Source organism: Corallococcus exercitus (assembly GCF_003611585.1).
Lineage (GTDB): Bacteria > Myxococcota > Myxococcia > Myxococcales > Myxococcaceae > Corallococcus > Corallococcus exercitus.
The window spans coordinates 1-13623 of the sequence record NZ_RAVW01000256.1 but is presented as its reverse complement, the minus strand read 5'-3'; the positions used below and the strand labels follow the sequence as shown (position 1 = coordinate 13623).

The following is a 13623-nucleotide window of genomic DNA, read 5'->3' as shown; positions in this document are numbered from 1 at the left end:
GGTCGTGCCGGGCCCGTCCGGGGCCGGTTTGGCGCGGATCCGCTCCGAGGCTCCCCGCTTGCCCTGAAATCACGTATAGGCCCTCCGCACATTTCGCGCTGCACGCGAGCGATCCGCAGGGCGAGCGGTCTGAGGCCCCCCGGGACTGCTCTGGAGGAACGGATGGAGTTGTCGAGTCTCGAGTCGAATTTCTGGGCGATCGCACCGAGCGTCATCGGCGCCGTGGGTCTGCTCTTCTCTGCGTTCTTCTACTTCCGCGTCAAGGCGCTCCCTGACGGTGACGCGACGATGAACCGCATCGCGGGCTACATCCGCGAAGGCGCGATGGCGTTCCTCGTCCGCGAGTACAAGGTCCTCGCGATCTACTGCGTCGTCGTGGCCATCATCATCGGCCTGGCGCTGGGACCGACGGCGAGCGCGAGCTTCGTGGCGGGCGCGTTCCTGTCGCTGCTCGCGGGCTACATCGGCATGAAGGCCGCCACGTTCGCGAACGTGCGCACCGCGCAGGCCGCGCGCGGCGGCTCCAAGCCGAACGCGCTGCTGGTCGCGCTGGATGGCGGCGCCGTGATGGGCCTGGCCGTCGCCGGCCTGGGCCTCATCGGCATGGGCGTCGTCTACTACTTCTTCCGGTCCAGCCGGGACCTGTCCCCCATCCTCCACTCGTTCGCCGTGGGCGCCAGCTCCATCGCGCTCTTCGCGCGCGTGGGCGGCGGCATCTACACCAAGGCCGCGGACGTGGGCTCCGACATCGCCGGCAAGGTCATCGAGAACATCCCCGAGGACGACCCGCGCAACCCCGGCGTCATCGCCGACAACGTGGGTGACAACGTGGGCGACGTGGCCGGCATGGGCGCGGACATCTACGAGTCCATGGTGGCCGCCATCGTCGCGGCCATGGCCATCGCGCTGACGGCCAACGCGACGGAGCTCTCCCGCCTGGTGGTGGACGGCTCGTCGACGGGCTCCGCGAAGGTCGCGGGCGTCATCCTCCCGCTGGTGCTGTCCGCGGTGGGCCTGGTGGTCAGCCTGCTGAGCATCTTCATCGCTCGCGCGCTCAAGCACATGAACCCCGCGCAGGTCCTGCGCAGCGCGCTCATCATGCCCCCCGTCATCCTGGTGGGCCTGTCGTTCGTGATGATGAACGTGTTCGGCCTGTCCCAGAACATCACGGTGGCGCTGGCCGCGGGCGCCTTCGGCGGCGCCATCATCGGCCTCGTCACGGACTACTACACCTCCTCCACGCCGGTGCAGCGCATCGCGGAGGCCTCCATCACGGGCGCGGGCACCAACCTCATCCGCGGCCTCGCCGTGGGCATGGAGAGCGTGGGCATCTCCATGGCGACCATCGCCCTGGTGGCCTACATCGCGGACCGCGCGCTCGGCCTGTACGGCATCGCGCTGTCGGCGGTGGGCATGCTGGGCGGCACCGCCGTCGTGATGACGGTGGACGCGTACGGCCCCATCTCCGACAACGCGGGCGGCATCTCCGAGATGTCCGGCCTGGGCCCGGACGTGCGCGCCATCACCGACGAGCTGGACGCGGTGGGCAACACCACGGCGGCCATCGGCAAGGGCTTCGCCATCGGCTCCGCGACGCTCACCGTCATCGCGCTGTTCTCGGCGTTCAACCTGGAGGTCAACCACACGCGCATCGCCAACGGCCTGGCGGAGATGAGCCTGGAGCTGACCAACCCGAACGTCATCGTGGGCCTGCTGCTGGGCTCCATCCTGCCGTTCCTGGTGGGCGCCTCCACGATGCTCGCGGTGGGCCGCGCCGCCGGCGCCATCGTCGAGGAGATCGGCCGTCAGTTCCGTGAGATCCCCGGCCTGATGGAGCTCAAGGCCGAGCCGGACCCCAAGAAGATCGTCGACATCTCCACCAAGAGCGCGCTGCGCGAGATGATCTTCCCGGGCCTCATCGCCATCGTCGCCCCGCCGCTGGTGGGCTACGTGCTCGGGCCCCTCGCGCTGGCGGGCCTGCTGGCCGGTTCGCTCGTCGTCGGCGCCACCATGGCCCTCTACATGGCCAACGCGGGCGGTGCCTGGGACAACGCCAAGAAGTACATCGAGAAGGGCAAGCTGCCGGGCCACGCGAAGGGCTCGGCGGTCCACAAGGCCGCCGTCGTCGGCGACATGGTGGGCGACCCGTTCAAGGACACGTCGGGCCCCGGCGTGGCCATCCTCATCAAGGTCATGAGCGTCGTCTCGCTGCTCGTGGCCTCGCTGATCGCGCTGCGCTAGCGCGGGCTCAGGGTGCGGCCCCCTGCCCGGGCGCGCCGCACCCTGGGTGTGGAAGACCGAACACCCGGCCAGGCGATGTCGGGTCGGGCAATGGGGCGGTGGGCGAGCGCGTGCATACACTTCCAGGTGTTCCGCGATCGCCTGCGCGCCAGGCCTCAGGAGCAGCAGCCTCGGCCTTCACGGGCCTGACGCGCGCGCGCTCGCACCCGCTCCCTCGGGTGCGTGGGGGAGGAGTGCCACCGCTGTTCCCGACAGTGAGGTGTCCCATGGTCCTGGAACTCTCCCCGCAGCAGATCCACCTCCTCCGTGCCTGTCTGGCCGAAAGCATCGAGGGGCTGCACGACGAGGTCCTCCACACCGACGAGCACGACCTGCGCGGCGAGCTGAGGGACAGGCTGGAGCAGCTCCAGGCGCTCCAGCGTCAGGTGGATGCCCGGGTGCAGCAGGATCAGCCGTCGCTCTGACGGGGGCTGGCCTGGCCCCCTGGGGGGATGCCCGGGCAGCAGGCTCCGCGAAACCGTGCGGTGGGCTTGGGAAATCGCGCTAAGCCGCGATTCCCACTTTGCTCCCGAGGTTTCCGATGAGGCATTTCCTGCTGTCCGCCGCCGCGGCGTTGGGCCTGACGTTGGCGTCCACTCCGGCGCAGGCCCAGTCCCCCGGTCCCTTCTCCCCGTTCGCGCCCTTCGAGCTGCGGGTGAACTTCCAGCCCGCGAACGTGCCGGTGCCCGCGGGCTTCGTGGCGGACTCCGGCCAGGTGTACGGCAACCGGGGCAACGGCTTCACCTACGGGTGGAACCAGGACAACACCGCCAACACGCGGGACCGCAACAACCCCAACACGCCGTCGCAGGCGTACGACACCCTCATCCGCACGCAGAACGGCGCGAACTACACCTGGGAGCTGGCCGTGCCCAACGGCTACTACGAGGTGCGGCTGGTGGCGGGGGACTCGGACTTCACCGACAGCGAGTACGCCTTCAGCGTCGAGTACTACGGCGACGTGCTGCGCGGCACGCCGACGGCGGATCAGCACTTCTTCGAAGCGGTGAAGCTGGTGGACGTGAGCGACGGCAGGCTCACGGTGCGCAGCAGCAGCCCGGCCGTGAACAACAAGCTCGCGTTTCTGGAGGTGAAGCGGAAGTTCGGCATCGACATCAACTTCCAGCCCGCGTCCAACCCGCCGCTGGAGAACTTCGGCTACCTGCCGGACAACGGGCTCGTCTACGGCGCGCGGCAGTTCGGCTTCACCTACGGGTGGAACGTGGACAACACGGCCAACATGGTGGACGCGGGCCATGACGTGGACATCGTCGCGCAGCGCCACGCCCGCATGCAGCAGGGCGGCGAGCGCGTCTGGGAGATCGCCGTGCCCAACGGCGTCTACGAGGTGAGCATGCTGGCCGGCGAGCCGTTCAACTACGTGGGCGCCTACCGCATCCAGGCGGAGGACACGGTGGTGCTCAGCGGCATGCCCACCGGCTACGGCTTCACCACCGGCCTCGCGCACGTCGCGGTGTCGGACGGGCGCCTCACGGTGAAGAGCGCTCCGGGCGCGGGGAACAACCGCATCAACGCCGTCTACATCCGCCAGCAGTAGCGGCTTTCAGCGCGGGGCGGGAGTGGGCTTGGGCTCCAGGGGATGTCCCCGGGCGCCGGTGGCCCACTCCTCCCAGACATTGAAGGACTTCATCTGCTGGCCCAGGTCGGTGTCCCGGATGAGCGCCTCCACCTCCGCTCGGCTCTGGCGGGGCAGCTTCTCGTCCATGGTGGCGAAGCCCCACGCGAGCGCGCCCACCACGGCCGCGTTGGCGCGCAGCGTGCGGGCGTCGCACTGCTCGAACTCGTCCGAGCGCGCGTGGTAGTTGGGCCCGTACGTGGCCGGCTCCTGGTTGGCGATGAGGTTGGCCACGCCGTACATCATGAAGTCGAAGTTGTCGGTGCCCACCACCGGCACGTTCAGCTGCGTGAAGGGCCCCAGGCCCTCCACCGGCTTCAGCGCCCGGTCCACCAGCGGCACCAGCGGCGTCCGGCCGTTCGTGTAGAAGCCGGTGATGCGTCCGCAGCCGATGTCCACCGACAGCGCCAGCGTGTGCCGGTCCAGCTCCGCCGCGTGCGTGCGCGTATAGCCGGCCGAGCCGTACATGCCCTGCTCCTCGCCGTTCCACAGCGCGAAGCGCAGGGTGCGCGCGGGCTTCAATCCCAGACGCTGCATCTGCCGCGCGAGGTCGAGGAGCATCGCGACGTTGGCGCCGTTGTCCAGCGCGCCGCCGCCCAGGTCCCAGCTGTCCAGGTGCGCGCCCAGCACGACGACCTCTTCCGGGTGCGTGGTGCCGCGAATCTCGCCAATGACGTTGCGTGCCTCGTAGGGGCCGCCCGTCCGCAGGTCCAGCGCCGCGGTGAGGCTCAGGACCTTGCCCGCGCGCAGCAGCCGCAGCGCGCGCTTCGCGCCGTCGCGCTCCATCACCATCATGGGGTGGGTGTTCCGGGGGCCCACGGAGACGCTGTGCCGGTAGAGCTGGTTGCCGGGCCGGCTGCCCATGTAGACGACGCCGGCCACGCCCGCGGCGAACGCGCGGGACTCGATGAGCGCCGCCTCGTCGTACTCGCGGAACAGCCCGTCGACGTCCTTGAGTTCGTCCGTCTCCACCAGCAGGAACGCACCCCGCGCCTTCACGCCCACCCGCTGGAAGTCCGCCTCGGTGCCACGGCCCACCTCCAGCAGCGGCGCGGTGAGGCCGCCCTTGGACGTGGCGGTGGAGAAGGGCATCGCGGCCACGCGCGGGGCGAAGCGCACGCCCGGGCCCTGCACGGAGGCGGTGGCGCCGCGCTCCAGCCACAGCGCCGGCATGGGGAAGGCTTCCGCGCGCGCCGTCACGCCCGCGGCGCGGAAGCGCTCCAGCGCCCATTCCACGGAGCGCGTGTTGGCTTCGGAGCCCGTGGCCCGGCCGCCCACCTCGTCCACCAGCGAGCGCAGGTCCTCCAGCATGGGCGTTCCTCCCAGCACGCTGCCCACGAGCAGCGCGGCTTCGCGCTCACGCGCGGATGGGACGGGCGCGTCGGCCCTGGCGGGTGCCGGGAGAGCCAGGGCGAGGGACAGCGCCGCGAGGCGGAGCAGCGGGCGGGAAGGGGACATGCGCGGGGCACCGGGGGAAGAGGACGGCGCAAGCATTTCCACCCCGGCCGTCCCCCGGCAAGCGCAAGTCCCCGCCCGCGCCTCAGCGCATCTTGAGCACGACCCGGAAGCGGGCCTTGTTGCTCATCATCCGCTCGAAGGCCTCCGTCGCGCGCTCCAGGGGGAACACCTCGTTGCGCGAGCGCACGCCCGCGAGCGCGCTGAAGGCCATGGTCTCCTGCGAGTCCTGGGGCACGCCGCTGGGCCAGCCCTGGATGCGGGTGCGCTTTGAAATCATGGACAGGCTGCTGACGGGGATGGGTTCCGCGCCAGCGCCCAGCAGCAGCAGGGTGCCATTGCGTCCCAGGCCTCCGAGCAGCTCGCCCGCCAGGCTGCTGCTCGAAGCGGTCATCATGATGACGCGCGCACCCCCCATCTTCTGGAGGGCCTCGGCCGCGGAGCCCTTCTCCGTGTCGATGTATTCATGCGCGCCCAGCTCGAGCGCCAGCGACCGCTTGTCCGCGCCGCGCGAGATGGCGACGGTGCGGTAGCCGAACTTCTGGGCGTACTGGATGGCCAGGTGGCCCAGGCCGCCAATGCCTTGCACCGCCACCAGGTCACCCGGCCGCGCCCCCATGTTGCGAAGGGAGTTGTACGTGGTGACGCCCGCGCAGAGCAGGGGCGCGGCATCCTCGGAGCTCATGCCCTCCGGGACGCGGGCCAGCGCCTCCTGCGGGGCGACCAGATACTCCGCATAGCCGCCGTCGTAGCTGATGCCGCAGATCTGCTGCTTCTCGCAGGTGACGAAGTCCCCGCTGCGGCACGGGACACACTGGCCGCAATGGCCCCCGTGCCAGCCCACGCCGACGTGCTGTCCTTCCTTCCACGCCGTCACGCCGGGACCCACCCGGTCGATGCGGCCCACGACCTCATGGCCCGGCACCCGGGGGTACTGGATGGGCATCCAGCCCTCCTTGGTGATGGCATCGCTGTGACAGACGCCACACGCCTCCACGGCGAGCCGGACCTGCCCCGGGCCGGGCTCGGGGACCTCGCGCTCCACGACTTCGAGCGGACCCTTCGCCTTCGGCACCTGCACTGCCTTCATCTTCCTGGCCATGGCTTCTCCTCGGAGGGAGGGATGGGGATGAAGCGGTGCGGGCGCACAGGGAGTACGGGAGGATGCCAGGACGGAGGGCGAGCAGGGAGGACAGGCCCTGGCTGGTCCCTGGGTGATGGATCACAAGGGCCGAACCGCACCTCGATGGAGTTCCCCCCGAGGCGCGGTTTGTAACGCCATGGGCAGACATCAAATCGTGGCGGGGTTTACAGAAGAATGATTGCAACTGAAAAACACTTGGGCAAGGTCTGCCTCGGCAGCCGATGATCCGCCAAGGAGGAGCCTTTCGATGACCATCACCATTACCGCCTTTGAACGCTCACCCGATGGCGGCCGGGGACTGGCGCGTGACACGCGCGTTCGCTGGGCGCTCGAGGAAGTGGGGCAACCCTACAAGGTTCGCCTCGTTTCGTTCCGTGCGATGAAGGAACCCGCGCATCTGGCGGTTCATCCTTTCGGCCAGATTCCGACCTATGATGAAGGCGATCTCGCCCTGTTCGAGACAGGGGCGATCGTGCTTCACGTCGCCCAGCGCCATGCGGGCCTGCTGCCGGAAGATGCCAATGCCCGGGCGCGCGCGGTCACCTGGATGTTTGCCTCGGTCAACACGGTGGAGCCACCGATCCTCGACCTTCAAACCGCCCTGTTTCTCGAAGGTGACAAGCCCTGGAATGCGGAGCGCCTGCCTCTGGTCAAGGATCGCATCCGCGGCCGGCTGAACCAGCTTTCCGCTCGCCTCGGCGATGCCGATTGGCTCGACGGCGCCTTCAGTGCCGGCGACTTGATGATGGCGTCGGTGCTGCTCAGGTTGAGAGCATCGGGCATTCTGGACGAGTACCGGAACCTGGCCGCTTATGTCGCCCGCGGCGAAGCGCGGCCCGCCTACAAGCGGGCCTTCGAGGCTCAACTGGCGGTCAACACCGGCAAGCCATCCAGCGGCTGATGGCGGTCTGTTCACTGCGAGGGCTGGTGCCTGGCCCTCGATTCCAGTCGATCAGATGACCTACTCCGACACCCAAAGGTCCGATCAAAGTCGCCTGCTCGGAGAAAGAGGGGCGAAGAGGATGCCAATTGCTCCGGCGGTTGTATGCTGACGTATGAGTTCCGCCCAGGGAAGCACGGCCCAGCGCCAGTCTCCGCCAACCGAGGGCGACCACCACGTCCAGTTCTACGAGGCCCCGTCATTCCTGTTCGACGTGGTCGCGAAGTTCCTGGCCACGGGTTTCCAGACGGGTGAACCCGCTGTCGTCATCGCGACGGAAGCACATCGCAGCGGCTTCAAGGCGCACCTGAAGGCCATGGGTTTCGAGGTGGAGCGCGCCCTGGAGGACGGGCGGCTCGTCCTGCTGGATGCCCGGGACACCCTGGCGAAGTTCATGGTGGGAGGGCTGCCTGACTGGAGCCGCTTCCAGCAACTCATCGGGGCGGTCCTCGACAGGAGTCATCGCGCCGCGGGCGGGCGCAAGGTTCGCGCCTACGGCGAGATGGTGGACCTCCTGCTGAAGGATCAAAACGCCCAGGCCGCGCTCCTCCTGGAGGAGCAGTGGAACGAGCTGGGCCGGTCGTATCCGTTCAGCCTGCTCTGCGCCTATGCGCTGGGAGGCTTCCAGACGCAGGAGGATGCGCGGACCTTCCATCAGGTCTGCGCCGTGCATGCCCACGTCAGGCCCACCGAGGCCTATTCGCAGGTCTCTGACGACGAGCTGCGCCTGCGCGAAATCGCCGCCCTTCAGCAGCGCTCCAAGATGCTCGAAACAGAGATCGAGCACCGCAAGCGGGTGGAGAAGGAACTGCTGACGGCGGTGCGGCTGCGCGATGACTTCCTGGCCATCGCCGGACATGAGCTGCGCACGCCACTCACGGCCCTCCAGCTCCAGCTCCACTCGCTCATGCATCTGGCGCAGGAGAAGGATGATCCACACATGCAGGAGCGGCTGTCGCGGGCGCAGAAGCAGGCGCAGCGGCTTGGCACCCTCACGGAGCAGCTCCTGGATGTCGTCCGCATCGGCGCCGGGCGGCTCACGCTCCAGGTGGGGGAGTGTGACCTGTCCGCGCTCGTGCAGGAGGTGGTTGAGCGTTCGGCCGAAGCGGTGACCCAGTCGCGCTGTCAGCTCCGGGTGCTCGTCGATCAGCCCGTGCGAGGCCAATGGGACGGGGCACGGCTTGAGCAGGTGGTGACGAACCTGCTCTCCAATGCCCTGAAGTACGGAGCAGGCAAGCCCGTGGAGGTGATGGTGAAGGCCTCCAGGGACAGGGCGACGCTCGGGGTCCGGGACACCGGCATCGGAATCCCCCTGGATGCCCAGGCCCGGATCTTCGACCGGTTCGAGCGCGCGGTGTCCACGACCAATTACGGTGGCTTGGGGCTCGGGCTCTGGATCGCCAGACAGGTCGTCGAGGCCCACGGCGGTGTCATCCGCGTGGAGAGCGAACCCGGCCTCGGAGCCACCTTCACGGTCGAGTTGCCGTACGGCACCTGAGGTCCTGGGTGTCTCCACCCCGCGTGTGCTCTCATCCCCCTGCACCGGTCCCAAGGACCGCGCTTGCTTGAAACAACAGGGGATTGAGATGACGAAGCTGGCGGTGATTGGCAGTGGGCTCATGGGCAGCGCGCTGGCGCGAGCGTTCGCCGCGGCGGGGCATGACGTCGCGGTGTGGAACCGGACGCACAGCAAGGCCAGGGCCGTGGGCGGTGGCACCGTCGCGTTCGAGAACCTGGTGGAGGCAGTCTCCGGACGGGAGCTGGTGGTCGTCTCGGTGTCCAACTACGCCGCCAGCTCGGAGCTGTTCTCTTCGCAGGCCGTCGCGTCGGTGCTGGCCGGAAAGACGGTTGTCCAGCTCACCAGCGGCTCACCGGCGGACGCCCGGGGAGGACTGGAGTGGGCGAGGGCCCACGGCGTGGACTACCTGGACGCGGCGATCCTCGCGTATCCCGCGTTCGTGGCCACCGACTACGCGACGGTCTTCTACGCCGGGTCGCGCGCCGTCTACGACCGGCACCTGGAGACCCTCCGGGCCATCGCCAAGAACTCCGTCTACGTCGACGAGAAGATCGGCTCCGCCGCGACGCTCGACTGCGCGATCCTCGAGGCCTACTACGGCGGCTCCCTCGCGGTCCTCCACGCCGCGGCGATGTGTCAGGCCGAGGGGTTGGATCCAAAGGCCTTCTTCGCCCAGAAGAACTCCTTCCTGGGCTTGATCTCCGTCACCGCCGACGCCGCGCAGGGCATGATCGAGAACAACGACTTCTCCGGCCAGCAGTGCAGCCTCAACACCCACGTCGCGGCCATCGAGCACATCGTCCGGCTGAGCACGGACGCCCGCATCGGCTCGCGCTTCCCCCGGGAGCTGCTGGAGAACTACCGGCGGGCGCTGGGCGCGGGCCTGGGTGAGCAGGAATTGCCCGCCGTGTTCCGCACCCTGAAGCAGGACTGAGCCCGGCCCCTTCAGAACGTCGCGCGCTTCTCCAGTTCGGGAAGCGCCGCGTCCAGGCGCTTCGCCAGCTCCGGCAGCTTGATGGTGGGCACCGCCGGGAAGAGGTGGTGCTCCAGGTGATAGAACATGCTGAACGTGAGCAGGTTCTTCCACCCGGTGCGCTGGGTCCGCGCGAGCGCCGGTGCGTCCTGCGTGTCGTGATGCACGGTCCACACGGCGAAGAAGGCCATCAGGCACTCGCCCAAAGCCATCACCGCGACGTGGTAGATGAGGAAGTGAAGCCGCAGGTGGAAGACCCCGGCGACGAAGACCGCGATGGAGGCCAGCTCGAACAGGACGTTCCAGCGGTACTTCCTGTCTCCCTGCTGGAGCGTCACCTTGTGGATCAGGAACATGTGGACGGGGCCGTACAGGATGGCGCCGTACCAGGACATGCGCGCTGACTTCCCCTCGTAGTCTCCCTCCGCCAGGGTGTACCGGTGATGTCTCAGGTGATTGAACTTCACCGCGTGGAGTGAGACGACCATCAGCACGCTGTTGAGATACAGCGTGAGCCAGGTCAGGAACCGGTTCGTGCCCAGTGCGCGGTGGAAGCCGTTGTGCACCTGTCTCAGGCCCGTGAGGAAGAAGAAGGCCGAGAAGGGCAGGGCGAGGGCGTAGTGCTCGAAGTACGCCAGCAGCATGGAGAACAAGAACCAGGGAACGTTCAGGTTGTTCTCGATGAGGAGCTCCCGGGTCGAGAGCGTCCTCAAGTCCTTCCACTTCACACCGCGGAGCAGTTCCAGAGAGGCCATGTCGAGGGTGAAACCCGACGACGGGTGGAGCAGCGAGGCGGTTCTAACCGTCCCGCGTTCCCCCTGGCGGTACACGGCCTTCCAGGGCATCAGCTGGCGGAGTCGGGGATAGAAGTCGGGCAGGCCCGCGCGACTACCGGCCGGACTGGGGCTTCTTTCCGACCGCGGGCTTCACGGTGGACGCCTTCGCTGGCGCCCCCTTCACGGGCGTTGCCTTCGCGGGCGTTGCCTTCGCGATGGCGGGGTTCCGCCTGGCGGCCTGCTCCGGGATCAACAACAGCTCGATGCGGCGGTTGCGGGCGCGTCCCTGCGGCGAGGCATTGGCCGCCAGGGGGCGCGTGTCGCCGTAGCCCGCCGCGAGCATGCGCTTCGCGGGCACGCCGCCCTTGTCCTGGAGGTAGCGCACCACGTTGACGGCGCGCGCGACGGACAGCTCCCAGTTGGTGGGGAAGATGGCCTGGAGCTTCTGCGTGGGCGGCGAGTCGTCGGTGTGGCCCGTCACCTGGATGAGCTTGTCATCCACCTTGGACAGCACGCCGCCCAGGCGGGTGAGGACCTCCTGTCCGCGCGCGCTGATGCTGGCGTCGCCCGAATCGAAGAGGACCTTGTCGACCAGGTCCACCTGGAGGCGGCCCCCGTCCTGCGTCAGGCGGATGGCGCCCTCGGCGATCTCCTTCTTCATCTTGTCCTGGAGGTCCTCGTAGGTGGCCTTGAGCCGGGCCAGCTCCGCCTCCTGCTCCTGCACCGTCTGGCTGAGCTGCTCCTTCTCCGTGTTGAGCTGCTCCTTCTCCGTGGACAGCTTCGCGTGCTCCGCCTCCAGCGCGGCCAGCTTCGCCTCCAGCTGCTGCTTCGCGGCCTCCGCGTCGCTGGCCCGGGCCGCGGCCACGGCCGCCTCCGCGTCCGCGCGGGTCGTGCTGCGATGCGACAGATACAGCACCAGGCCCGCGAGCACCGCCACCAGCGCCGTCACCAGCCAGGGGACCCAGGCCCTTCCGCGTTCCGTTTCCATGTCGCGACCTCCAAGGTGGAATGGACGGAGGCCACGCTAGTGAACGGCCCCGGGTGCGCCTCAAGGCGACTCGGGTGTGTGTAGGTGTCTGGAGGTTCATTGTTCCAGCCAGGGCAGTCCGTGCTGATCCGCGTGAGCGGGTGGGGGGCATGAGCCTCACTGTGTGGAGGGGATCCGTCGCCACTCGCAGCGGTTCCCACGGCGGCACGCGCGCTTCACGACGCAGAGGCCGCGCCCCCGCTGTGTTGAGTTCCTGGCACACGCATTGCCTTGCGACGGCGGATGATCCCGCGCAACTCGATCGCTCCTGGCACCTGGCGACGCTCCGTCGGGTGGGCCCTGATACTCGCCGTGTGGACCGCCTGTACCGGCGTGGTGGGCGGGACGTCTGACAATGACGTGGATCCGTCGGGCTCGCCGGACGCCGGCTGTGAAGAGCCCACGCCTTCCGGTGATCCCGACGCGGGCGAGAAGAACGACCTGCTCGCGCCTGGCCGGTTGCTGCGGCGGTCCGCGCTCGCGCTGCGCGGGACGCCTCCCACGGATGAGGAGTTCGCCGCGCTCGAGGCCGCGGGGGACGACGCCGCGCAGCGGGCCTTCGTCGAGCGCTTCGTCGACCAGACGCTCGCGCAGCCCGCGTTCTACCGGACGATGTTCGAGCGGGCGCGCGACTGGTTCAACGTGCCGCTCGTCCCTCGAACCGCCGACGCGCCGGAGTACGGCGTGCAGCAGCAGCGGTCCATCCAGCGCTGCCCTGCGGGCACGGCGAAGGCCGGCGCCTGGAAGTACTTCCGCGGCGAAGACAGCGCCGTCTGCGACGGAGTGAAGGGGGATGGCACGCCCGTGGAGGAGCGCTCCCTGGAGCCCTGGTGGGCCCCCGGCACCACGGTGACGCTGGTGGGCAGCGCGGCCAACACCGCCACCATGGGCACCGCGAACGTCAACGGCAGCCCCGCGCAGGTCACCTGCGCCCTCGTCGGTCCGGAGGGCACCTGCGGCTGCGGCCCCAACGCCGTGCGCTGCCACGCCGACTTCCAGCAGTACGCCGGCTGGGAGGACTACCTGCATTACAACGAACAGGCCCAGCGGCGGCTCGTCGCCGAGGAGCCCGCCCGCCTCTTCGCCCACCTCGCGTGGCACGACCGGCCGGTGACGGACCTCATCCTCGGCACCTACTCCGTGGCACCCACCCGGCTCCAGGCCGCGTACGTGATGCAGGGCCTGGCGGGCGGAGCGACGGGCCTGCTCGACGACGACTCCTGGTGGCGGCCGTCGCGCTTCGCCGGTGCGCCGGTGGATCCGGACCACGCGCCAGGGGATCCGCTCGCCTGGCGCGAGTACCAGGTCCCGGCGCGCAATCCCTTCCTCCTCGCCGAGCGCGACTACCACTACGACCCGCGCACCCAGGCCGGTGCGTCCAGGGGAATTCCCGCAGCGGGCATGCTCACCAGCCTGGGTTTCCTCACGGGCTACCCGCGCGAGCGCGTGCGCGGTGCCCGGGCCTTGGAGACGCTGGCGTGCGAGGTCCTCGCGCCGCCCATGGGACTGAAGTTCAACGAGTACCGCCGCGACCCGGGCACGGAGGGGCCCTGTCAGCATTGCCATACACGGCTGGACCCCGCGGCCATCCACTTCAAGCGCTTCGCGAAGCAGGGCAGCGCGTCCGAGGGGTATGGCGCGAAGTACCTGATGCCGGGCGTGGGCACCGCCTGGCATTGGCCCGTGCAGTGGCGCAAGGGCGAGTACCCCTACGGAGGGGATCCGTTCAGCCACTGGAACCGCTGGTACATGCCCGACACGAAGCTCACGCCCGTCACCGAGGCCCAGGCCCAGGCGAACCCCGAGGCCGTGTTCCTCGACTTCCTCCCGCCGGAGCAGACGCTGCTGGGGCAGGTGGGGGACGGGACGGTGG

Annotated in this window: 11 protein-coding genes; 7 read left to right on the top strand and 4 right to left on the bottom strand. The window is 69.1% G+C overall.

Annotated elements, in window-relative coordinates:
- The first annotated feature begins 162 nt into the window (after positions 1 to 162).
- The 3 genes from D7W79_RS27060 to D7W79_RS27050 all read left to right on the top strand — a co-directional run bounded on the left by D7W79_RS27060 (position 163) and on the right by D7W79_RS27050 (position 3838).
- Positions 163 to 2241 carry a sodium-translocating pyrophosphatase gene (locus D7W79_RS27060; RefSeq protein ID WP_120528286.1) on the top strand — a complete coding sequence of 693 codons (2079 nt, stop codon included), beginning with the start codon at positions 163 to 165 and terminating at the stop codon, positions 2239 to 2241.
- Positions 2242 to 2507: 266 nt separating this feature from the next.
- Positions 2508 to 2705 (top strand): hypothetical protein, encoded by a 198-nt coding sequence (locus D7W79_RS27055; protein WP_120528285.1) that lies wholly within the window; start codon positions 2508 to 2510, stop codon positions 2703 to 2705.
- A 116-nt stretch (positions 2706 to 2821) separates the two neighbouring features.
- Positions 2822 to 3838 (top strand): hypothetical protein, encoded by a 1017-nt coding sequence (locus D7W79_RS27050; protein ID WP_120528284.1) that lies wholly within the window; start codon positions 2822 to 2824, stop codon positions 3836 to 3838.
- Positions 3839 to 3844: 6 nt separating this feature from the next.
- Here D7W79_RS27050 and D7W79_RS27045 read toward each other — a convergent pair whose 3' ends face one another.
- Positions 3845 to 5374 (bottom strand): M28 family metallopeptidase, encoded by a 1530-nt coding sequence (locus D7W79_RS27045; RefSeq protein ID WP_120528283.1) that lies wholly within the window; start codon positions 5372 to 5374, stop codon positions 3845 to 3847.
- An 82-nt stretch (positions 5375 to 5456) separates the two neighbouring features.
- On the bottom strand, positions 5457 to 6473 hold the full coding sequence (locus D7W79_RS27040; RefSeq protein ID WP_120528282.1) for an alcohol dehydrogenase: 1017 nt from the start codon (positions 6471 to 6473) through the stop codon (positions 5457 to 5459).
- A 289-nt stretch (positions 6474 to 6762) separates the two neighbouring features.
- Here D7W79_RS27040 and D7W79_RS27035 point away from each other — a divergent pair, with 289 nt between their 5' ends.
- From D7W79_RS27035 to D7W79_RS27025, 3 genes are all read left to right on the top strand, one after another.
- Entirely contained in the window at positions 6763 to 7416 is a 654-nt protein-coding gene (locus D7W79_RS27035; RefSeq protein ID WP_120528281.1) for a glutathione S-transferase family protein, read from the top strand.
- Positions 7417 to 7570: 154 nt separating this feature from the next.
- Entirely contained in the window at positions 7571 to 8953 is a 1383-nt protein-coding gene (locus D7W79_RS27030) for an ATP-binding protein (protein WP_120528280.1), read from the top strand.
- 25 nt (positions 8954 to 8978) lie between these two features.
- On the top strand, positions 8979 to 9908 hold the full coding sequence (locus D7W79_RS27025; protein WP_439099235.1) for an NAD(P)-dependent oxidoreductase: 930 nt from the start codon (positions 8979 to 8981) through the stop codon (positions 9906 to 9908).
- 11 nt (positions 9909 to 9919) lie between these two features.
- Here D7W79_RS27025 and D7W79_RS27020 read toward each other — a convergent pair whose 3' ends face one another.
- Positions 9920 to 10702 (bottom strand): fatty acid desaturase family protein, encoded by a 783-nt coding sequence (locus tag D7W79_RS27020; protein ID WP_120528278.1) that lies wholly within the window; start codon positions 10700 to 10702, stop codon positions 9920 to 9922.
- 133 nt (positions 10703 to 10835) lie between these two features.
- Entirely contained in the window at positions 10836 to 11711 is an 876-nt protein-coding gene (locus D7W79_RS27015; RefSeq protein ID WP_120528277.1) for an OmpA family protein, read from the bottom strand.
- Between the two features lie 351 nt (positions 11712 to 12062).
- Here D7W79_RS27015 and D7W79_RS27010 point away from each other — a divergent pair.
- A partial coding sequence (locus tag D7W79_RS27010; protein WP_244221987.1) for a hypothetical protein occupies positions 12063 to 13623 on the top strand: 1561 nt, incomplete at its 3' end.

Excerpts from the sequence above, each read along its gene's own strand:
- D7W79_RS27055 (WP_120528285.1), top strand. The coding sequence starts at position 2,508 with ATGGTCCTGGAACTCTCCCCGCAGCAGATCCACCTCCTCCGTGCCTGT.
- D7W79_RS27060 (WP_120528286.1), top strand. The coding sequence starts at position 163 with ATGGAGTTGTCGAGTCTCGAGTCGAATTTCTGGGCGATCGCACCGAGC.
- D7W79_RS27040 (WP_120528282.1), bottom strand. The coding sequence starts at position 6,473 with ATGGCCAGGAAGATGAAGGCAGTGCAGGTGCCGAAGGCGAAGGGTCCG.
- D7W79_RS27035 (WP_120528281.1), top strand. The coding sequence starts at position 6,763 with ATGACCATCACCATTACCGCCTTTGAACGCTCACCCGATGGCGGCCGG.
- D7W79_RS27015 (WP_120528277.1), bottom strand. The coding sequence starts at position 11,711 with ATGGAAACGGAACGCGGAAGGGCCTGGGTCCCCTGGCTGGTGACGGCG.
- D7W79_RS27050 (WP_120528284.1), top strand. The coding sequence starts at position 2,822 with ATGAGGCATTTCCTGCTGTCCGCCGCCGCGGCGTTGGGCCTGACGTTG.
- D7W79_RS27045 (WP_120528283.1), bottom strand. The coding sequence starts at position 5,374 with ATGTCCCCTTCCCGCCCGCTGCTCCGCCTCGCGGCGCTGTCCCTCGCC.
- D7W79_RS27030 (WP_120528280.1), top strand. The coding sequence starts at position 7,571 with ATGAGTTCCGCCCAGGGAAGCACGGCCCAGCGCCAGTCTCCGCCAACC.
- D7W79_RS27020 (WP_120528278.1), bottom strand. The coding sequence starts at position 10,702 with ATGGCCTCTCTGGAACTGCTCCGCGGTGTGAAGTGGAAGGACTTGAGG.